Genomic DNA, 19,438 nt, shown 5'->3' with positions numbered 1-19,438 from the left:
CGGGTTACTCGTCGTCGCTGCCGTCAAGGCGCCAGTAGCCGGCCGCTTTGACGAATTCTTCATTCAGGGCATGTTCGTCGAGCAACACGCGGCGGATCTGGCGCGACACCTTGCTTTCGGTGGCGACCCAGGCGTAGAGCTTGCCCGTCGGGACCTGCAACTGGCGCACGGTGCTGATCAGGTCCTGCTGGCCGCTGTCACGTTCAACCCAGATCACCTCGACCTGCGCCGCGCTCTCCAGGGTCTGGCGTTCGGCGGCGTTGGCCACTTCGATCACCGCCAGCACCTGGCGCCCTGCAGGCAGTTCGTCCAGGCGCCGGGCGATGGCAGGCAGTGCGGTCTCATCGCCGATCAGCAGGTAGCTGTCGAAGATGTCCGGCACGATCATCGAGCCACGGGGCCCGCCGATGTGCAGGTATTGGCCGGGGCTGGCCTGTTCGGCCCAGGTCGAGGCAGGGCCGTCGCCGTGCAGCACGAAATCGATATCCAACTCGCCACGCTCCAGGTCGTAACGACGTGGGGTGTAGTCGCGCATGGCGGGCATCGGCCCGTTGTCCTTGCCAGCGCCCAGTACCAGGTTTTCCAGGGCGGCCTGTTGCTCGGCGTTCTGCGGAAACAGCAACTTCACGTGGTCGTCGCTGCCCAGGCTGACGAATCCCGCCAGTTCCGGCCCACCCAGGGTGATGCGGCGCATGCGCGGGGTCAGGTCGACGACCCGCAGCACTTGCAGGCGGCGGCGTTTGATTTCATGGCTGACCCGGTGAATGGTTTGCGAAGTATCGACGGTCATTCAGCTTGCTCCTGAGCAGGTTGACTGGCCGGGCCATCGACGATGGCCCTGGCGGTGTTGTTCAGCAGGTCGCTGACCCGCAGGATTTCTTCAGGGCTCCAGCGCCCGTGATGCAATTGCAGGGCGTGGCGCAGGTTATGCACCGCTTCGTGGATCTGCGGCGGGCGGTCATGGCCGCGCAGCGAGCGCTTGCTGACGTCGATGCGCATGCGCACGCCTTCCAGGGCAATCGCCTGATCGTGCAGTGACAGGCGACCGGCCTCCGTCACGCTGTAGCGTTTTTTGCCGCCTTCGGCATCGCCCTGGATCATTTCGCTTTCTTCCAGAAAGGTCAGGGTCGGGTAGATCACGCCGGGGCTGGGGCTGTAGGCGCCGTCGAACATGCCTTCGATCTGGCGGATCAGGTCGTAGCCGTGGCACGGCTGCTCGGCGATCAGCGCCAACAGCAGCAGTTTCAAGTCACCGGGGGCGAACACCCGGGGCCCGCGCCCGCCGCGCTCGCGACCGGGGCGTTTTTCGAAGCCGTCATGGCCGTCGCCATGTGCTCTGTGGTGGGGATGATGCTCTCTCATTTTCACTTTCTCTCTTCGGGTTTAGACATAACTTAAGATATATCTTAAGAAAGACGCAAGCCCTTCTGTGCAGCACCGAGCTGCCGTTGGTCGGAGAGCAAGTTGGCGAGGACTGAGGCCCCAGGCCTCGAAAAGACGGGCAAGTGCCTTGCACCGTGCTTGAAAAGTCGGAATCGCGGGACGGATGTGAGACGAGCGCCGCCGCCTGTTACAGCGCTGTCAGGGGAGAACTCAGCGTTGAGCCACGCTGCCCAGGCACTGGCTGTTGCTGCCAGGTTGCAGGTACGGCATCAGGATCGGTGCCATGCCCTTGAGCACTTGCACTGGCAGCGCCGAGGTGAATTTGAAGGACTGGGCGCTGGCGCCCGGAACGAAGGCGGTGAGGGTGCCGAAGTGGTGATCGCCGATGTAGAACACAAAGGTCGCGGTGCGGTTGATCGACTTCGAGCTCAGCACCCGCCCACCGGCACCGATGGCCTCGATGCGGTTGTCGCCGGTGCCGGTCTTGCCGCCCATGGCCAGTGGCGTGCCATCGGCCAGTTTGAAACTGCCCGAGACCCGCTTCGCGGTGCCGGCATCCACCACTTGGGACAAGGCGCCGCGCAGCGCGGTGGCGACCTCTGAAGGCATCACTCGCTTGCCCTTGTCGGGGTCATTGAGCAGCCGGGTTTCATAAGGGGTGTCGGCGGCAAAGTGCAGGCTGTCGATGCGCAGGGTCGGCAGGCGCACGCCATCGTTGAGGATGGTGCCCACCAGTTCGGCAAGGGCGGCCGGGCGGTCGCCGGAGCTGCCGATGGCCGTGGCCAGGGACGGCACCAGGTGGTCGAACGGGTAGCCGACCTGTTGCCAGCGCTGGTGGATATCGAGGAAGGCTTCGATCTCCAGCATGGTGCGGATGCGGCTGTCGCGGGCGCTCTTGTGCCGGCTCTTGAACAGCCAGCTGTACACCTCCTGGCGCTCGAACTCGCTGGCCTTGACGATCTGGGTGAAGTTGGCGTCGGGGTTGTTCAGCAGGTAACCCAGCAGCCACAGGTCCAGGGGGTGGACCTTGGCGATATAGCCCTGGTCGGGAAGGTCGTAGGCACCGGGGCCGTAACTGGCGTAGAGCTTGTCCAGGCGCTCATCGGTGAGTTTTTCCGGCTGCTTGACGCCTTTGAGGTGGGACCGCACGAAGCTGTTGAAGCTGTCCTGGCTGGCGTCCGGCAGCAGGTAGCGGTGCACCGCGGCCAGGCGGATGGCGGTGGGGTGCATGCTGTCGAGGAAGGTTTCCAGGCGCGCCTGGGTGTCCTTGTTGCGGTACTTCTTCCAGAACCGCAGCAGGAAGGACGTGCCCTCGCGGTCGGCGAACCTGGCCAGGTATTCCTGGCGCCGCGGGTCGCCGTCGTCCTTGAGCAACTGCGCGCTGTTTTCGGGACCGCCATAGGTGCTGTAGCGCACCAGGTCACGCATCAGGCGAATGAACGGCAGGTTGATCGACTCTCGCAGGGCGTCGCGCAGGCTGGGGCTGCGGCCGTTGTCTTCGTTGCGAAAGTTATGGAAGTGATGCAGCCCGCCGCCGGTGAAAAAGGCTTCCCCAGGGCTGGCGGAATAGGTGCGGTCGAGGGCCGCGTCGAGCATTTTCGGCAGGCTGCGGTCGCTGTTCTGGATCAGGTAGTCGACGGCCCAGCGGCTCAGCCGATCCTGGTCGGAGACTTCGGTTTTCTTCAAGGCCGCGGCGGATTGATCGGCGTAGCGGTCGTGCAGCTCGGAGATGATCTGCAAGTAAGTGGTGAGCACCCGCAGCTTGGCGGTGGAACCCAGTTCCAGCTTGCTGCCTTCGTTGATGTCGAAGGGCTGGTCGGTGCTGTCGGTCTGCACCCGTACCCGCGAGCCGTCGGCGGTGAGTTCGAACAAGGTGAAGCTGTAACGCACCTGGGTGGTGCTGGCGGGGGTCAGCAGGCGCTCGCCGAGCAGGCCGATCTGTCCGGCAAAGGCCGGGTCGGCCAGGTGCTTGAGGTAGTCGGTGGCCTGGCGTTGCAGGTCACTTTGCAAGGTGCTGGTGGCCGACAGGTCAAGGCGATCCAGGTCATACAGCGGTCGGTTGAGCAGGTTGGCCAGGCGGCTGCGGGCCGCGCTGATGCCCTTGTTGGTCTCGATCGGTTGCAGGGTCGGTTGTTGTTGCCAGTCGCGGTAGCTGACCTTGCTGGCCAGGGCCGCGGCGGTCAGGGCCGGGTCGATCACGCCGCTCTGCGCCAGCAGGCGGATATGGCTGTCGGTCAGGTCTGCCAGCTCGCTGCGTCCCTTGGCCAGGTAATGCGAGGGCCGGCGCTGGGCAATCATCAGCGACAGCACCTGACGCAGGGCCAAGCCACGTTGCGCGAGGCTTTGCGGGTCGCTGGCGGTACTCGCCAGCTGCGCGTTGACCTGGCTGAAGTCGGCGCCGTACCAGACCCGTAACCCTTCGGCCATGCCATGCACTTCGCCGTGCCCGGGCACCGCCGACAGCGGCACGCTATTGAGGTAGTCGCGCACCACTCGCTGGCGGGCTTCGAGGGTTTGCGGGCCGTCCTGATAGGCGCGCACGCTGGCGGAAATCATCTGCCGCAGCTTTTCACCGCCCGAGACCGTGAGGCCGTCCGGCGAATGGCGATATTTCTCCAGCTGGGTGGCCAGGGTGCTGCCGCCGGCGGTCTGCCCCGGCAGGTGCAGAAGCTTGGCCAACTGGGACCAGGCGGCCTTGCCGAAGCGCGGCCAGTCCACGGCAGGGTTGGACAGGGGCTGGCTGGCATCCAGCAGGTCGCGGTTTTCGATGAACAGCAGGCTGTGCACCACCAGCGGCGGGATCGCGGCAAAACTGGAGTACAGCTGTTGCGGGTAGTTGAATTGATACAGCGGCGCGGCGCGGCAGTCGGTGATCGACAGTCCTGCCTGAATCTTCTCGGCATAGGGCACGAAAAATCCCTGCTCGCTGTAGTCCATCAAGGCCGGGGAGAACCGCGCCTGGGACTCAATCAGGTAACCGCGTTTGAGCAGACGCGGCAGAAACTCGCCCATGGCGCTGTAACCCAGGCGTTTGTCAAAGGGCCCGGCGCCGGGATACAGCACCGCATCGCTGGCCCCGGGTTGTACCGAGTAACTGAGGTCCTTGGCGAATCGACTGAACTCACGGGCTTGCAGCTTCGAAGTGCGAATCTCGCGGGCTGCGGCAAACCCCAGGGCAATCAGGGTCAACAGCAGCAATAACCAGAACAGGCGCCAGGCATGGCGCCGCGGACGGCGCTTTTGGGCAGGGGGCGCTTCATCCGCACGATCAGTGGGCACCTGGGGTTTACTTGAATCGGTCTGCCATAAAGCGCCCATAGTCGATTGATCCATTCACGCAGATTGATCGGACTTGCATGAAGCTTAGTCGGTGCTTGGCGCCGCTGAAAAAATTGTGCAAGTGATCTTCCTGCTCCTTCCTTGCCCCGAAGAGTCGGCCTGAGGCCTGTGATAGAGCCTTCGCGCCGGTAAATACGGCCTAGGTAGGGGCATGACGCTGCACCATTGCTGTGCAATACTCGGCGCCGTTTAAAAATGACCCTCGGCCAGATCTCCAGGTAATGCTCCTCCGTGAAAAGGGTTATTACCGAGATTTCTCGCTGAATTTAGCTACTTATAGAGTGAAAAGCCCTGTAGGGAGCTTTTTATACTGCTCGCCCCGCTGATCTCGCCGGTTTGTCCGGCCAGACGGTTCGATCCACAAGGTCGGGCCGGTAGAGCTCGTACAGGTTATCCGCCTGTGCTTCGCAGACTCGGTGGCTCATATCCAATAACAAGATGAGGTTGTATCCCTATGCCAGTTGGCAATCACCTGCCCCAAGGCGAGACCGCTCAGGGCGGCCCGCTAAAACGCGAACTCGGCGAACGGCATATTCGCTTGATGGCGCTTGGCGCCTGTATCGGCGTCGGCCTGTTCCTCGGTTCGGCCAAGGCCATTGAAATGGCTGGTCCGGCCATCATGCTGTCTTACATCATCGGTGGCCTGGCGATTCTGGTGATCATGCGCGCCCTCGGCGAGATGGCGGTGCATAACCCGGTCGCAGGTTCGTTCAGCCGTTATGCACAAGACTACCTGGGCCCATTGGCAGGCTTTCTCACCGGCTGGAACTACTGGTTCCTGTGGCTGGTGACCTGCGTTGCGGAAATCACCGCCGTGGCGGTGTACATGGGGATCTGGTTCCCCGATGTGCCGCGCTGGATCTGGGCCCTGGCGGCGTTGATCAGCATGGGTTCGATCAACCTGATCGCGGTCAAAGCCTTCGGTGAGTTCGAGTTCTGGTTTGCCCTGATCAAGATCGTCACCATCATTGCCATGGTCATTGGTGGCATCGGCATCATCGCCTTCGGTTTCGGCAACGACGGCGTGGCGCTGGGCATTTCCAACCTGTGGACCCACGGCGGCTTCATGCCCAATGGCATCAGCGGCGTGCTGATGTCGCTGCAGATGGTGATGTTTGCCTACCTGGGTGTGGAGATGATCGGCCTGACCGCCGGTGAAGCGAAGAACCCGCAGAAGACCATTCCCAATGCCATCGGCTCGGTGTTCTGGCGCATCCTGCTGTTCTACGTCGGCGCACTGTTCGTGATCCTGTCGATCTACCCGTGGAACGAAATCGGCACCCAGGGCAGTCCGTTCGTGATGACCTTCGAGCGCCTGGGGATCAAGACCGCTGCCGGCATCATCAACTTCGTGGTGATCACCGCTGCGCTGTCGTCCTGCAACGGCGGCATCTTCAGCACCGGGCGCATGCTCTACAGCCTGGCGCAGAACGGCCAGGCCCCTGCCGGCTTCGCCAAGACTTCAAGCAACGGTGTGCCACGGCGTGCCCTGCTGCTGTCGATCGGTGCCTTGCTGCTAGGCGTGCTGCTCAACTACCTGGCGCCTGAGAAGGTGTTCGTTTGGGTGACCGCGATTGCCACCTTCGGCGCGATCTGGACCTGGGTCATGATCCTCCTGGCCCAGCTCAAGTTCCGCAAAGGCCTGAGCGTTGCCGAGCGTGCGGCCTTGAAATACCGCATGTGGCTGTACCCGGTCAGTTCCTACCTGGCCCTGGCGTTCCTGGTTCTGGTGGTGGGGCTGATGGCCTACTTCCCGGAAACCCGCGTCGCGCTGTACGTAGGGCCGGCGTTCCTGGTGCTGCTGACGGTGCTGTTCTATGTGTTCAAGCTGCAACCGACTGAAGCCCGCCAGGTTTCGGCAGGCTCGACGCTGTAACCCGCGCGTCCCTGAATGAAAAAGCCCCGGTCCAGTGACCGGGGCTTTTTTATGGCGCCCGATAAAGGGCCGTCGGGCAGGGCGCCAACGTCCTGCGCCGGCTAAGCGATGGCCGCGTGGGCCGGCTGGCTCAGGCGCTTGTTGAAGTCCAGCCAGGATGCCAGCGCTACCATCAGCGCGACCCCCAGCACAGCACTGAACAGCTGCATGGCCAGGGCATCGTCCGCCTGGGCGTTGAGCATGTCCGCCAGGGGCGCCAGCAATACGCCAAAACAGAACACCTCCAGCGAGTAGCGGCCCATGCGCGCGCATTGCTGCGCGAGCCAGTGGCGCGTCCAGCCGATATCCGGCAACAACCTGGCCGTGACATAGGCCAGGGCCAGGAAGTGCAGCAGGCGCAAGGGCGACAGGTTGGTCTTGCTGATCGGGTACAGCCATTCGCCGAGCATCCTGGGCATGAACGCGTCGTGCACTTCGGGCCATTTCCAGGACAGGGCCAGCAATCCGCTGAGCAGCAGATACGCCGTAGCACCGACAAACATCGGCTGCCGGCGCAGTGGCCGCCGCTCAGCCAACCCGGGCCTTTGCCCATGGATGGCCGCGGCGCCGCCCAGGATAAACAGCAGCTGCCAGGCCATCGGGTTGAAGAACCAGACGCCGCCTTCCTGGGCCGCCAGGTTCCACTGGAACCAGGGCGCCAGCAGGTACAGCACCACTGACAGCCCGACCACATACTGCGCCCTGCGCAGCAGCATCGGCAGCACCAGCGGCAGGCCCAGCAACAGCAGGATATACAGCGGCAAGGGGTCCATCAGGCTGGGTTTGAAGCGCAGCAGCAACTCATCCATCAACGCCTGTTGCGGGTGGGTGAGGAAGTACTGCAAGCCCATCTCCTGCACCAGGTCGCGGGTCTGCACATGGCTGTTGGCGAAGAACACGATGCCCATCAGCAGCGCCAGCAGGAAGATATGCACCACATACAGGACCCAGGCCCGGCGCAGGATTTTCACGCAGGCCACCAGGTAGCCATCGCGCCGCACGACCTTGCCGTAGGCCAGTACCGCCGCATAGCCGGCAAGGAACACGAAGATTTCCGCCGCGTCGCTGAAACCGATATTGCGCAGGGTAAATTGGGCCAGGGGGTTCTGCGGCACGTGATCCCAGAAAATGAAGATCAGCGCCAGGCCACGAAAGAAGTCGATGCGCGGGTCGCGTCCGTTAAGCATGGCGTCGGGCTCTTGAGCGAAGGTCTAATAAGGAGTCGCGGGCGGCACAAAAGGTTGCGCGCCACCTATCGGCGGCGCGCAGGGTGGCGTGATTGCTCGCCAATTGCAAAGGGCGGAGCAGCGCCCGGGGGCTAATCGGACGAGTCCGAGGCACAGAGCAGCTTTACCCCGGCGCAGGGTCATCAATGTCAGATCAGGGAGTACTGCGATGCACAGCGTAAAAATGACCGGTCCTGAAGTCGAGTTGTTCGCGAGCATTGTGTGGCGCCTGCGCAGCGCGGGAACAGGCCCATCCGTACGGGAGCAGGTGTTGGGTGACCTTGCGCAGTTGCTGCGGGCCGATTTTGCCGCCTCCTATATCTGGGATAGCCGGCTGAACCGGTCGCTGCATGGCACCGCGATCAATATCGAGGCCAGCCGCCTGCGCGACTACGAGCAACGCGTGCACCTGCACGACAGGATCACCCCGTTATTGCGGGCTCGGCGGCGCGCGACCCGGGTCGATGAGGTCATCAGCCGGCGGGAGTTGGAGCAGGGGGCCCATTACCGTGAGTTTCTCCAGCCCTGTGGCATGCACCATGGGATCAATCTGTTCGTGTTCGATCAGGAGCGCGACCTGGGGGATTTCCGGGTCTGGCGCGGCGCTGGTCAGCCGGCGTTCGGCCAGCGCGAAGTGTGCCTGCTGGATGCGCTGAACCCTTATTTGCAGCAAGCCCTGGTGCTAGAAGCCGGTGCGGCGCCGCTGCTGACGGCACGCGAGCAGCGGGTGGCGGGGCATGTGGCCCAGGGCTGCAGCGACAAGCAGATTGCCCGCTTGATGAATATCGGCTTCACCACCGTGCGCACCCACCTGAAAAACGCCATGGCCAAGACCGGGGCCCGCAATCGTACCGAACTGGCGCTGTGGCGGGCACGGCATGGCGCGCCTCCTCAATCCTGAGGATGTCTGACGGGTCTCCGGCGAGGCATTAATGCGGGCTCCGAGCGCCATGGTGGAGCTCGACCGATGCCCAGGATCGTTGATGAATACCCGACTCTGCCTATTGGCGCTTGGCCTGTTGGCCAGCGGTGCCACGCCTGCTGTCGAAGCGCCGCTGGACCTGCTGTCGTTGAGCGCTGAACACACGGCCCGTGCGATCTGCGAGGGCCAGGTCTCGAGTGCGACGGTGGTGGCTTTCTGGCTGGCCCGTATCGAGGCGCGACCCGAGCTCAACGCTTTTATTTCATTGGCGCCGCAGGCCGCGCTGACCCAGGCGCGTGCCGCCGATGCGCGCCTGGCCGCGGGCCAGGGCTGCCTGCCCCTGGGCGGCGTGCCCATCGCCATCAAGGACAATATCCAGGTCAAGGGCTTTGCCAACAGCGCGGGCACTCCAGCGTTGGCCGGTTTCTTTCCGGCCCACAATGCGCCGCTGATCGACAGGCTCCAGGCTGCCGGCGCGATTGTGCTGGGCAAGACCAACATGCACGAACTGTCATTTGGCGCGAGTGGCTACAACCGGGCGTTCCATGGGGCAACGGTGGGCGTACGCAACGCATTCGATCCATCGCGGATTGCCGGTGGCTCATCTTCAGGCAGTGCGGCGGCGCTGGGCGCGCGCCTGATCCCGATCGCCATGGGCACCGATACCGGCGGCTCATCGCGCGAACCCTGCGCCCTGAATGGCTGCGTCGGCTTTCGCCCGACCGTGGGTCGCTACAGCGGCCAGGGCGTCACGCCGATCTCGCCGCGGCGTGACACCCCTGGCCCCATGGCCAATTCCCTGGGCGACATTGTGCTGCTCGATGCCATCCTCAGTGGCGCCCCGGCACTGGCCGCAACGCCTGTGCCCGCGTCACGCATCAGGCTGGGGGTGGCGGATTTCCACTGGGCCGACCTGGACCCTGAAGTCGCCGCGCAGGCCCGGGCAGCCCTGGAAAAACTGCGCCTGGCCGGGGTGCAGCTGGTGCCCGTGGCCATGCCCGGGCTGGCCCAATTGCATGCCAAGGTCGCGCTGCCGGTGGTGATCATGGAGACGCGCCAGGCGCTGACCGCGTATCTGCAGGAGCAGGCCACCGGGGTGTCGTTCGAGGCCTTGGTCGAGGGCATCGCCAGCCCTGATGTCCAGGCCATCTTTACCCGGATGATCGTGCCCGGGCGGGTGCCGGGGCCGGACGGGCAGTTGCAGCCCGGTGCCGAGGCCTATCAGGAGGCAATCACTCGCCACCTGCCGGCCTTGCGCGAGCTCTATCACAGCGTTTTCGCCGATCACCAGCTGGATGCGCTGGTTTTCCCCACGGTGCCCGAGGTGGCGATCAAGGCCGACGAACAGGCCAGCAGCGCGCAGCATTTTGCCCGGATCATTCGTAACACCGACCCCGGCAGCCAGGTCGACATGCCCGGCCTGAGCCTGCCGGTGGGGTTGGGGGCGGACAGCGGCTTGCCTGTGGCCATGGAGATCGATGGCTTGCCGGGCAGCGACGCGCGCCTGCTGGCGATCGGCCGGACCCTGGAGTCAATCTGGGGCCCCAGGCCGCTGCCTGCCGAGTAGCGCCGAGGGCTGCGCGCTACAGGTCAATGATCACCAGGGTGCCATGGCTGCCAGCCAGCACCGCGTGGGGCACGCCGGCTTCCACCAGATACATCTGGCCGGCCTCAACGGTCACCGGCTCGCCGGCCACCGTCAGTTGCAGGCAGCCGCTGGTGACCAGCAGGCCTTCGTTGTAGTCGTGGGTTTCTTCGATGTAGGCCTGCGGGTCCATGCGCAGCACCTTGATGCGTGCGGGGCCGACCTGGCCAAGCACTTGCGAGCGCCAGGTGCCCGGCAGTTGGCTGGCCAGTGAGTCAAAGGGTAATAACGGCATGGGGTCACTCCGAAAGGGGCAGGGGGGGCGGTGCTTTCGGTGGTCCGGTCAGCGTAAGGGGGCGTATCAGAACGGGTTCATCAGCAGCACCCGGCAGTCCCGGGCCTGGAACTGATTGATCTGCGGCACCAGCCGGGTGAAGTGCTCCGTCCGGCAGTGGGCATCCAGTGCTGCCTGGTCGGGCCACAGCTCGATAAAGATAAAGTGCCCGGGGTCTTTCTGGTCGACAAACAGCTCGTAGGCAATGCACAGCGGTTCCTGGCGGGTTTTTTCCACCAGCTCGGTGTACCACGGGCGTACGGTGTCGAGGTGTTCGGGGAGGATGAAGTCTTCAGCGATGACTTTGAGCATGGCAATCCTTGTCGCTGCGCCCGACCCTTGCGGGGCGGGCACACGTAATCCGGTCAATCAAGCTGCGGCTTGTTCATTGGGTTCGAAACTGTCGGCCCGCGCCATCTGCCACATGCGCGAGTAGAACGCGCCGTCCACTTCGCCGGTGAGCAATTCGCCGGGCTTGAGGAACACATGCAACTGCGAGAACAGTTTGATTTCGGTGGCCGACATGCGCCGCACCAGGTGCTTGGCTTCCAGTTGCGAAGGGTGGTCGAGGCCGGCGGCGGCAAGCATCTCGGCCAGGGCCTTGAGGGTGTTGCGGTGGAAGTTGAACACCCGTTGGGCCTTGTCCGGCACCACCAGGGCGCGCTGGCGCAGGGTGTCCTGGGTGGCGACGCCGGTCGGGCATTTGTTGGTGTGGCATGACTGCGACTGGATGCAGCCGATGGCGAACATGAAGCCGCGCGCCGAGTTGGCCCAGTCGGCGCCGATGGCCAGCACGCTGGCGATGTCGAAGGCGCTGACAATCTTGCCGCTGGCGCCGAGCTTGATCTTGTCCCGCAGGTTCAGGCCCACCAGGGTGTTGTGCACAAACAGCAGGCCTTCGCGCATCGGCACGCCGATATGGTCGGTGAACTCCACGGGTGCCGCACCGGTGCCGCCTTCCTTGCCGTCGACCACGATAAAGTCCGGGAGGATGCCGGTTTCCAGCATGGCCTTGGCGATGCCCATGAATTCCCAGGGGTGGCCCAGGCAGAACTTGAAGCCCACCGGCTTGCCGCCCGAGAGTTCGCGCAGCTGCTGGATGAACTGCATCAGCTCGATCGGCGTCGAGAAGGCGCTGTGACGTGACGGCGAAATGCAGTCCTCGCCCATCATGATGCCGCGGGTCTCGGCGATCTCCTCGGTGACTTTGTGCTTGGGCAGAATTCCGCCGTGGCCGGGTTTGGCCCCCTGGCTCATCTTGATTTCGATCATCCGCACTTGCGGGTTCTGGGCCTGCGCGGCGAAGCGGTCCGGGTCGAAACGGCCGTCGGCGGTGCGGCAGCCGAAGTAGCCGCTGCCCAGTTCCCAGGTCAGGTCGCCGCCGTTTTCCCGGTGGTAGGGGCTGATGCTGCCTTCGCCGGTGTCATGGGCGAAGTTGCCGAGCTTGGCGCCCTGGTTGAGGGCGCGGATCGCATTGGCGCTGAGGGAGCCGAAACTCATGGCCGAGATGTTGAACACCGAGGCCGAATACGGCTGGGTGCACTGCGGGCCGCCGACGATCACGCGAAAGCTGCTGGGGTCGCTCAGGGGTGCCGGGCGCATGGAGTGGCCGATGAATTCGAAGCCCGACTGGTACACATCGATCAGGGTGCCGAAGGGTTTGTCGGCGCTTTCATTCTTGGCCCGGGAATAGACCAGGGAGCGCTGGGCCCGGGAGAAGGGCAGGGCGTCGCTGTCGGACTCCAGCAGGTACTGGCGGATTTCCGGGCGGATGCCTTCCACCAGATAACGGATATTGCCCAGGATCGGGTAGTTGCGGCGCACCGCATGGGGGCTTTGCATCAGGTCGAAAATACCCAGCAGGCTGAGCAGGCCAGTGACCAGGGTGATCGGCCACAGCCAGTCGTGTTCAAGAAAGGGCAGGCTGGCGAGGGTAAAGATCACACAGGCGGCAAAGAAGGCGTAGCGGCTCAGGAGTGACAGGCTCATACGGTTTCCTTGGGTTCGGACTCATCAATCCAGTCAGGCTCGGGGCCTGTGGAAATAGGCAGACAACGGGGGCCGGAACGGGGTGTCCAGCTTGTCGCGGTCGGGGCGCTCAGGGTGGTTCACGGTGTTGGCGAAGGGTGGAGCTTACGAGCGATCTCCGTCTCGGGGCAACCCGCTGGCGTCTGTCCCGCGGGTTTCGGTGGTCGGATAGACGATTTGCTTCGGCGCTTATTGCAATCGGTTCTCGTTTGGGTGGGCGTTATATGTTACTGTATAACGTATTAATCACATGCCAAGCCCTCGGAGGCCACAGATGAAACCTGGAATCCACCCCGCCTACCGCACCGTGCTGTTCCACGACACCGCAGCCGATGTGTTCTTTTTGATCGGCTCCACTGTCGACACCGATCGCACCCTGGCCCACAGCGATGGCCAGACCTACCCCTATGTGACCCTGGACGTGTCCAGCGCCTCGCACCCGGTGTACACCGGCCAGCAGCGCAAGACCCAGTCCGAAGGCCGTATCGCCGGTTTCAACAAGCGTTTTGCGTCCTTCGGTCCGGGCAGCAAGAACGCCTGAACCAGTTGCCCCGGGAGCACTGCGGTGGCAGCAGTGCGCTCGGGCGTGCGGATCAGTGGTATTAAAAAGCCATCATTGCTTGCCGAAACCTGGCTACGCTTAGCTCAAACAACACGGATTGCTGTTGCCCTTCCAATAAGGATCAGTGCATCGATGTTGACCCGAGGTGTCGCCATGGGTGAGCACAGCGTTGCCATTTCCACACCAGCGTCCGGCGTGCTGCTGGTTGACGAGCAAGATTCGGTTCTCACCAGCCTGGCTGAACTGCTGAGTGAAGAGCCCTACCACCTTTACCTGGCCCATGGCAGCGCCCAGGCCCTGGAGCTGATGGCGCAGCACCCGATCGACCTGGTCATGAGCGCCGCGCACCTGGCGCAGATGGACGGTGCCAGCCTGCTGGCGCGCATTCATCAGGACTATCCCCAGACCATTCGCATTCTGCTGACTGGCGATCCGGACCTGGCGCTGATCGTCAAGGCGATCAATGAAGGCCAGATCTACCGCTACCTGAGCAAACCCTGGAACGACCAGGAGATGCTGCTGACCCTGCGCCAGGCCCTGGCCCATCAGCACAGCGAGCGTGAGCGCCAGCGCCTGGAAACCCTCGCGCAAACCCGCAACGGCGAACTCAGGGCCCTCAATAGCCAGCTGGAAAAACGCGTCGCTGCCCGCACCGCCGAGCTGCAGCAGACCGCCGACATGCTCGACCTGGCCTATGAGGAGCTCAAGCACAGTTATGCGACCGGCACCGAGCTGTTCTCGCTGCTGGTCAACCAGCGCCTGCCACCGGCCAAGCAGACCAACCGCCAGATCATCGAGCTGGTGCGCGCCTACTGCAGGGTGCACGCCCTGGACGAAGGCAGCAGTCGGGACCTGGCCATGGCTGCCGCGCTGTACAACATCGGCAAGTTGAGCTGGAGCGACAGCATGATGAGGTCCCCGGCGGACCTGATGCACCACCACGACCGCGAGCTGTACCGTACCTATCCGAAGCAGAGCGAATCATTGTTGATGACCCTGGAGCCGATGCAGGATGCGGCCCGGCTGATTCTTCACCATCAGGAGCACTGGGACGGCAGCGGCTTCCCCGATCACCTCAAGGGCGAAACCATTCCCTTTGGCTCGCGCGTGCTCAAGCTGGCGGTGGATTTCATCGAATTGCAGCGCGGGCTGATCCTCGAGCGGCAGATGAACAGCGACGAGGCCCTGGTGTTTATCCGCAAGTACGCGGGCAAGTTCTATGACCCGCAGTTGGTCGAAGACTTTGTCCAAGTGTGCGCGGTCTACCTCACGGACGTGACCCTGGGCGACCCCTCGGTCAAGGTTCTCGGCACCCGGGAACTGCAAGCCGGAATGCTGCTGGCGCGCAACCTGAACGCCGACAACGGCATGCTCCTGCTCAATGCCGGCAAGGTGCTCAACCTGCCCCTGGTGGACAAGCTGATTGCCTTCGAGACCATGGAGGGCGCGCGCTACAGCGTATTTGTCAGGGTGGCCCAGGAGCAGTCCGGCAGCGAAAAACCAGCCCTGGCGCCGTGACGCGAAGGGGCCGTGCGTGGGATCCTTGCGCCTTTCATTCAAGGCCGACCCGCTCCCATGACTGCCTGCACCGACTCCAAGAACGCCATTATTCACATCGCCGCCGGCCTCCTGCTCAGGCCGGATGGCCGCACGCTGCTGGTACGCAAGCGCGGAACCCAGGCCTTTATGCAGGCGGGGGGCAAGATCGAAGCCCGCGAATCACCGGCCGTCGCCCTGGCGCGGGAGTTGGAGGAGGAACTGGGCTTGCAGGTGGATCCGGCCCAGGCGCGCTTTCTCGGCCAGTTCTCGGCGCCCGCGGCCAACGAGCCCGGTTACGTGGTGCAGGCCGAGGTGTTTTTGCTGGAGATCGACGCCGAGGTGGCCCCGACTGCAGAAATCGAGGAGGTGTGCTGGGTCGACCCGCACAGTGATATCAACCTGCACCTGGCGCCATTGACAAGGGATCTGATCCTGCCGTTTTATCGTGCCTCGCTGACACCCCCGGCCTGACCTGGGCCCTCGCCGAGGATTGCCATGATTTCACGCCACGATGACCTGATCTTCGCCGCCGCTTCATTGCTGACGCTACTGGCCGCCCCGGTCTTGCGCCTGCTGCCCGCGCCGGGTCGCGGAACCTGAGCCCGCCGTGAGCGACGTGCTTATCCAGCGTCTGAACGGGCGCCACGCCGCGCAATATCGGGCGTTGTCCCTGGAAGCCTACGCGCGCCATCCCCAGGCGTTTGCCTCCAGCATCGGCGACCGTGCGGCGATCCCCCTGGCCTGGTGGGCGGCGCGCCTGGACGATGAGTTGGACCTGCTGCTGGGGGCGTTCGAGGGCGAGGTGCTGGTGGGGATTGTCGGCCTGGCCCTGGAGCTTGAGGCGCACGCCCGGCACAAGGCGACCCTGTTCGGTCTGTATTTGAGCCAGGCCTGGCGTCAAGGCGGGGTGGGCTACCAACTGGTGCAGGGGGTTCTCGCCGAGGCGCGCGAGCAGCCCCAGGTGCGCCTGATTCAGCTGACCGTGACCGCAGGCAGCGACGCGGCCATCGCCTTGTATCGTCGCTGCGGTTTTATGCAGTCAGGCCTCGAATCCCTGGCAGTGCGGGTCGGCGATGACTACTTCGACAAAATCCATATGTGCCGCGAAGCCCGAGAGCTTTAGCGGCACCCGCCGCACGCCGCGCCACCGGGAATACCCGGATCAGCGAACGGCGCTGACCCCGTCCAGGGTCGAGAACGAGGTGTCCTTGGCCGTCAGCAGGAAGTCGCGCATGTAGGGCGCATCCAGCATGTCGGCGCGAATCGCCGCATACAGCGTGGCGAACAAGCCCTTGTCCCCCAGGCGCTTGGCCTTGACGTAACCCCGCGAGCTGTATTCATGCAGCGCCCAATGGGGCATGCCGCACACGCCGCGCCCACTGGCCACCAGTTGCATCATCATCACCGTCAGTTCCGAGGTGCGCACTTGCGCCGGCTCGACGTCCGCTGGCTCCAGGAAGCGGGTGAAGATATCCAGACGATCGCGTTCGACCGGGTAGGTGATCAGGGTTTCGTTGATCAGGTCCTCGGGCACGATGTAGGCCTTGCTTGCCAGCGAGTGCTGGTTGGCCACCGCGAGCATGGCTTCGTAGGTGAACAGCGGCACGTAGGTGATGCCCGCCAGCTCCAGCGGGTCGGAGGTCACCACCAAGTCCAGGTCGCCCCGGGCCAGGGCTGGCAAGGGCGCAAAGGAAAAACCCGATGCCAGGTCCAGTTCGACTTCCGGCCAGGCGTCGCGGAACTGGTCGATGGTCGGCATCAACCACTGGAAGCAGCTGTGGCACTCAATGGCCATGTGCAGGCGTCCGGCGGTGCCGCCGGCCAGGCGCGCGATATCACGCTCGGCGCCGCGCAGCAGGGGCAGGGTGGCATCGGCCAGTTGCAGCAGGCGCAGGCCGGCGCTGGTGAAGCGCACCGGCTTGGTCTTGCGCACGAACAATGGCATGCCCATGCGCTCTTCGAGTTCCTTGAACTGGTGGGACAAGGCCGACTGGGTCAGGTGCAGGCGCTCGGCGGCTTCCACCAGGCTGTCGGATTCACGCAGGGCGTGCAGGGTCTTCAGGTGACGGATTTCGAGCACCAGGTTCTCCATGAGTAAATTTTGTGATCAACACGAAAAGGTTGAGTTTGTCTCATGTTGGGCTGGCTGTCGACAATGGCGCCATCTTTTACAGGGAGGAACACCTCATGGCCTTGGCCCACACCCTCGGTTTTCCACGTATCGGCGCTGACCGCGAACTGAAAAAAGCCCTCGAATCCTATTGGAAGGGCGACCTTGAACAGAGCGCCTTGCTGAGCGTCGGCCGTGAGCTGCGGGCCCGGCATTGGCAGTTGCAGAAAGCCGCCGGCATCGATTTGCTGCCGGTGGGCGATTTCGCCTGGTACGACCAGGTGCTCACCCATTCACTGAGCTTCGGCGTGATTCCCGAGCGTTTCGCCAGCACCCAGGACGGCCAGGGCCTGCCGACCCTCGACACCCTGTTCGCCATGGCCCGCGGCGCCACCACCGGCTGCTGCGGCGGCGAGCATGGCCAGGCGCAATACGCTCAGGAACTGACCAAGTGGTTCGACACCAACTACCACTACCTGGTCCCGGAATTCAGCGCTGACCAGGGGTTCAGCCTGAGCTGGAACCAGCTGTTCGACGAAGTCGACGAAGCCCACGCCCTGGGTCACCAGGTCAAACCGGTGATCATCGGCCCGCTGACCTACTTGTGGCTGGGCAAGGCCAAGGGCAATGAGTTCGACAAGCTCATGCTGCTGGAGCGCCTGCTGCCGCTGTACGGCGAAATCTTCAAGCGGCTTCAGGCCCAGGGCGTGGAATGGGTGCAGATCGACGAGCCGATCCTGACCCTGGACCTGCCCCTGGAATGGAAGAGCGCCTTTGAGCGCGCCTATCACATCCTTCAGTACTCACCGCTGAAAAAACTGGTGGCGACCTACTTCAGCGGCCTGCAAGACAACCTTGGCCTGGCCGTCGGCCTGCCGGTGGACGGCCTGCACATCGACGCCGTGCGGGCCCCGGAGCAACTGGGCCAGGTACTGGATCGCCTGCCGACCTACAAGATTCTGTCGGTGGGCCTGGTCAACGGGCGCAACGTCTGGCGCTGCGAGCTGGAGCAGGCCCTGGAGCAACTGCAAGTGGCCCAGGAACGTTTCGGCGACAACCTCTGGGTCAGCAGTTCCTGCTCGTTGCTGCACAGCCCGGTGGATCTGGGGCGTGAAGACCAGCTCGATACCGAGTTGAAGAGCTGGCTGGCGTTTGCCGTGCAGAAGTGTGGCGAAATTGCCGTGCTGCGTGATGCGCTGAACGATCCACAGGCCGCCAGCGTTCAGTCTGCCTTGGCCCAAAGTCGTGAAGTACAGGCCAGCCGGGCGCGTTCGCCGCGTATCCACAAGGCCCAGGTCCAGGCCCGCATCGCCGCGATCCGCGAGGCCGACAGCCAGCGCCAGTCACCCTTTGCCCGGCGCATCGACGTGCAGCGCGCACGCTTGCAGTTGCCGCTGTTCCCGACCACCACCATTGGCTCCTTTCCGCAGACCGCCTCGATCCGCCTGGCGCGCCAGTCCTACAAGCAGGGCAAGTTGTCGGCCAACGACTACACCGATGCCATGCACAGCGAGATCCGCCACGCGGTGGAGGTCCAGGAGCGGCTGGGGCTGGATGTGCTGGTGCACGGCGAGGCCGAGCGCAATGACATGGTCGAGTACTTTGCCGAGCAACTGGACGGGTACCTGTTCACCCGCTTCGGCTGGGTCCAGAGCTACGGTTCGCGCTGTGTGAAACCGGCGGTGATCTACGGTGACCTGAGTCGGCCCAAGGCCATGACCGTGGACTGGATTCAATACGCGCAGAGCCTGACCGACAAGGTGATGAAAGGCATGCTCACCGGTCCCGTGACCATGCTGATGTGGTCTTTCCCCCGCGAAGATGTGTCGCGCAAGGTGCAGGCGCAGCAACTGGCCCTGGCCCTGCGGGATGAAGTGCTGGACCTGGAAGCCGCCGGGATCAAGATCGTGCAGATCGACGAAGCGGCGTTCCGCGAAGGCCTGCCCCTGCGCCGGGCGCAATGGCAGGAGTATCTGGATTGGGCGGTGCAGGCGTTCCGCCTCAGTGCCAGCGGGGTGCAGGACCAGACGCAGATCCACACCCATATGTGCTACAGCGAATTCAACGACGTGATCCAGTCGATTGCCGCCATGGACGCCGACGTGATCACCATCGAGACCTCGCGCTCGGACATGGAGCTGCTGGAGGCGTTCAAGGCGTTCGACTACCCCAACGACATCGGGCCAGGGGTGTATGACATTCACTCGCCACGGGTGCCGGACACCGCGGAAATGGTCAAGCTGATGAGAAAGGCGGTCAAACGCATCCCTGCCGAACGGTTGTGGGTCAACCCGGACTGCGGCCTGAAAACCCGCGCCTGGCCCGAGACCGAAGCGGCCCTGATCAACATGGTCGCCGCCGCCCGGCAACTGCGCAGCCAGTTGGGTTGATTACACCCGTTGGAACACCGGCGTCGGTACTGGCCAACATCCGAACGCGGCCCGAGCCTATCGGCAGTGGCTACAAGGTGTCGTCGAAAGACAACCGCTGGGCAA

16 protein-coding genes are annotated in these 19,438 nt (G+C 63.9%); 8 read left to right on the top strand and 8 right to left on the bottom strand.

Annotated features, from left to right (window positions below; genetic code table 11):
• Positions 1-4: 4 nt before the first annotated feature.
• From MF4836_RS21580 to MF4836_RS21570, 3 genes are all read right to left on the bottom strand, one after another.
• Positions 5-790, bottom strand: coding sequence for a siderophore-interacting protein (locus MF4836_RS21580; protein ID WP_078471961.1), 786 nt, complete (start codon positions 788-790; stop codon positions 5-7).
• Positions 787-1,362: a PadR family transcriptional regulator gene (locus MF4836_RS21575; protein WP_078471960.1), complete on the bottom strand. Its 576-nt coding sequence runs from the start codon at positions 1,360-1,362 to the stop codon at positions 787-789. The genes MF4836_RS21580 and MF4836_RS21575 overlap by 4 nt, the downstream gene beginning before the upstream one ends.
• 231 nt (positions 1,363-1,593) lie before the next feature.
• The gene (locus MF4836_RS21570; RefSeq protein WP_078471959.1) at positions 1,594-4,701 is read right to left on the bottom strand and encodes a transglycosylase domain-containing protein; all 3,108 of its coding nucleotides are present in this window, start codon (positions 4,699-4,701) and stop codon (positions 1,594-1,596) included.
• A 475-nt stretch (positions 4,702-5,176) separates the two neighbouring features.
• Here MF4836_RS21570 and MF4836_RS21565 point away from each other — a divergent pair, with 475 nt between their 5' ends.
• Positions 5,177-6,598, top strand: coding sequence for an amino acid permease (locus MF4836_RS21565; protein WP_078471958.1), 1,422 nt, complete (start codon positions 5,177-5,179; stop codon positions 6,596-6,598).
• A 101-nt stretch (positions 6,599-6,699) separates the two neighbouring features.
• Here the strand turns inward: MF4836_RS21565 and MF4836_RS21560 are convergent, their stop codons facing one another.
• Positions 6,700-7,824, bottom strand: a complete 1,125-nt coding sequence (locus tag MF4836_RS21560) for an OpgC family protein (RefSeq protein ID WP_078471957.1) — start codon at positions 7,822-7,824, stop codon at positions 6,700-6,702.
• Between the two features lie 208 nt (positions 7,825-8,032).
• Between MF4836_RS21560 and MF4836_RS21555 the strand changes: the two genes are divergently transcribed.
• Positions 8,033-8,764 carry a helix-turn-helix transcriptional regulator gene (locus MF4836_RS21555; RefSeq protein ID WP_078471956.1) on the top strand — a complete coding sequence of 244 codons (732 nt, stop codon included), beginning with the start codon at positions 8,033-8,035 and terminating at the stop codon, positions 8,762-8,764.
• 82 nt (positions 8,765-8,846) lie between these two features.
• Positions 8,847-10,352, top strand: coding sequence for an indoleacetamide hydrolase (gene iaaH, locus MF4836_RS21550; RefSeq protein WP_078471955.1), 1,506 nt, complete (start codon positions 8,847-8,849; stop codon positions 10,350-10,352).
• A 16-nt stretch (positions 10,353-10,368) separates the two neighbouring features.
• Here the strand turns inward: iaaH and MF4836_RS21545 are convergent, their stop codons facing one another.
• The 3 genes from MF4836_RS21545 to MF4836_RS21535 form a co-directional block, all read right to left on the bottom strand.
• Positions 10,369-10,665, bottom strand: a complete 297-nt coding sequence (locus MF4836_RS21545; RefSeq protein ID WP_078471954.1) for a cupin domain-containing protein — start codon at positions 10,663-10,665, stop codon at positions 10,369-10,371.
• A 66-nt stretch (positions 10,666-10,731) separates the two neighbouring features.
• Positions 10,732-11,016 (bottom strand): putative quinol monooxygenase, encoded by a 285-nt coding sequence (locus MF4836_RS21540; RefSeq protein WP_078471953.1) that lies wholly within the window; start codon positions 11,014-11,016, stop codon positions 10,732-10,734.
• Between the two features lie 57 nt (positions 11,017-11,073).
• Entirely contained in the window at positions 11,074-12,693 is a 1,620-nt protein-coding gene (locus MF4836_RS21535; RefSeq protein WP_078471952.1) for an FMN-binding glutamate synthase family protein, read from the bottom strand.
• A gap of 313 nt (positions 12,694-13,006) precedes the next feature.
• Between MF4836_RS21535 and MF4836_RS21530 the strand changes: the two genes are divergently transcribed.
• From MF4836_RS21530 to MF4836_RS21515, 4 genes are all read left to right on the top strand, one after another.
• Positions 13,007-13,273, top strand: a complete 267-nt coding sequence (locus tag MF4836_RS21530) for a type B 50S ribosomal protein L31 (protein ID WP_078471951.1) — start codon at positions 13,007-13,009, stop codon at positions 13,271-13,273.
• 174 nt (positions 13,274-13,447) lie between these two features.
• Entirely contained in the window at positions 13,448-14,812 is a 1,365-nt protein-coding gene (locus tag MF4836_RS21525; protein WP_078472056.1) for an HD domain-containing phosphohydrolase, read from the top strand.
• Positions 14,813-14,869: 57 nt separating this feature from the next.
• The gene (locus tag MF4836_RS21520; RefSeq protein ID WP_078471950.1) at positions 14,870-15,304 is read left to right on the top strand and encodes an NUDIX hydrolase; all 435 of its coding nucleotides are present in this window, start codon (positions 14,870-14,872) and stop codon (positions 15,302-15,304) included.
• 145 nt (positions 15,305-15,449) lie between these two features.
• A complete protein-coding gene (locus MF4836_RS21515; RefSeq protein WP_078472055.1) occupies positions 15,450-15,956 on the top strand; it encodes a GNAT family N-acetyltransferase in 507 nt (168 codons plus the stop codon).
• Between the two features lie 39 nt (positions 15,957-15,995).
• Here MF4836_RS21515 and metR read toward each other — a convergent pair whose 3' ends face one another.
• Positions 15,996-16,913: a transcriptional regulator MetR gene (metR, locus tag MF4836_RS21510; RefSeq protein WP_078472054.1), complete on the bottom strand. Its 918-nt coding sequence runs from the start codon at positions 16,911-16,913 to the stop codon at positions 15,996-15,998.
• A 107-nt stretch (positions 16,914-17,020) separates the two neighbouring features.
• Here metR and metE point away from each other — a divergent pair, with 107 nt between their 5' ends.
• Positions 17,021-19,333, top strand: coding sequence for a 5-methyltetrahydropteroyltriglutamate--homocysteine S-methyltransferase (metE, locus tag MF4836_RS21505; protein ID WP_078471949.1), 2,313 nt, complete (start codon positions 17,021-17,023; stop codon positions 19,331-19,333).
• Positions 19,334-19,438 lie beyond the last annotated feature (105 nt).

This window comes from Pseudomonas sp. MF4836, from assembly GCF_002018875.1.
In the GTDB taxonomy this organism is placed as follows: domain Bacteria; phylum Pseudomonadota; class Gammaproteobacteria; order Pseudomonadales; family Pseudomonadaceae; genus Aquipseudomonas.
The sequence above is the reverse complement of the archived record's forward strand: the minus strand, read 5'-3'. Positions and strand labels throughout refer to the sequence as shown.

Bases quoted from the DNA above. Each gene is read 5' to 3' on its own strand.
- MF4836_RS21580 (WP_078471961.1), bottom strand. From the start codon at position 790: ATGACCGTCGATACTTCGCAAACCATTCACCGGGTCAGCCATGAAATC.
- MF4836_RS21575 (WP_078471960.1), bottom strand. From the start codon at position 1,362: ATGAGAGAGCATCATCCCCACCACAGAGCACATGGCGACGGCCATGAC.
- MF4836_RS21570 (WP_078471959.1), bottom strand. From the start codon at position 4,701: ATGGGCGCTTTATGGCAGACCGATTCAAGTAAACCCCAGGTGCCCACT.
- MF4836_RS21565 (WP_078471958.1), top strand. From the start codon at position 5,177: ATGCCAGTTGGCAATCACCTGCCCCAAGGCGAGACCGCTCAGGGCGGC.
- MF4836_RS21560 (WP_078471957.1), bottom strand. From the start codon at position 7,824: ATGCTTAACGGACGCGACCCGCGCATCGACTTCTTTCGTGGCCTGGCG.
- MF4836_RS21555 (WP_078471956.1), top strand. From the start codon at position 8,033: ATGCACAGCGTAAAAATGACCGGTCCTGAAGTCGAGTTGTTCGCGAGC.
- iaaH (WP_078471955.1), top strand. From the start codon at position 8,847: ATGAATACCCGACTCTGCCTATTGGCGCTTGGCCTGTTGGCCAGCGGT.
- MF4836_RS21545 (WP_078471954.1), bottom strand. From the start codon at position 10,665: ATGCCGTTATTACCCTTTGACTCACTGGCCAGCCAACTGCCGGGCACC.
- MF4836_RS21540 (WP_078471953.1), bottom strand. From the start codon at position 11,016: ATGCTCAAAGTCATCGCTGAAGACTTCATCCTCCCCGAACACCTCGAC.
- MF4836_RS21535 (WP_078471952.1), bottom strand. From the start codon at position 12,693: ATGAGCCTGTCACTCCTGAGCCGCTACGCCTTCTTTGCCGCCTGTGTG.
- MF4836_RS21530 (WP_078471951.1), top strand. From the start codon at position 13,007: ATGAAACCTGGAATCCACCCCGCCTACCGCACCGTGCTGTTCCACGAC.
- MF4836_RS21525 (WP_078472056.1), top strand. From the start codon at position 13,448: ATGGGTGAGCACAGCGTTGCCATTTCCACACCAGCGTCCGGCGTGCTG.
- MF4836_RS21520 (WP_078471950.1), top strand. From the start codon at position 14,870: ATGACTGCCTGCACCGACTCCAAGAACGCCATTATTCACATCGCCGCC.
- metE (WP_078471949.1), top strand. From the start codon at position 17,021: ATGGCCTTGGCCCACACCCTCGGTTTTCCACGTATCGGCGCTGACCGC.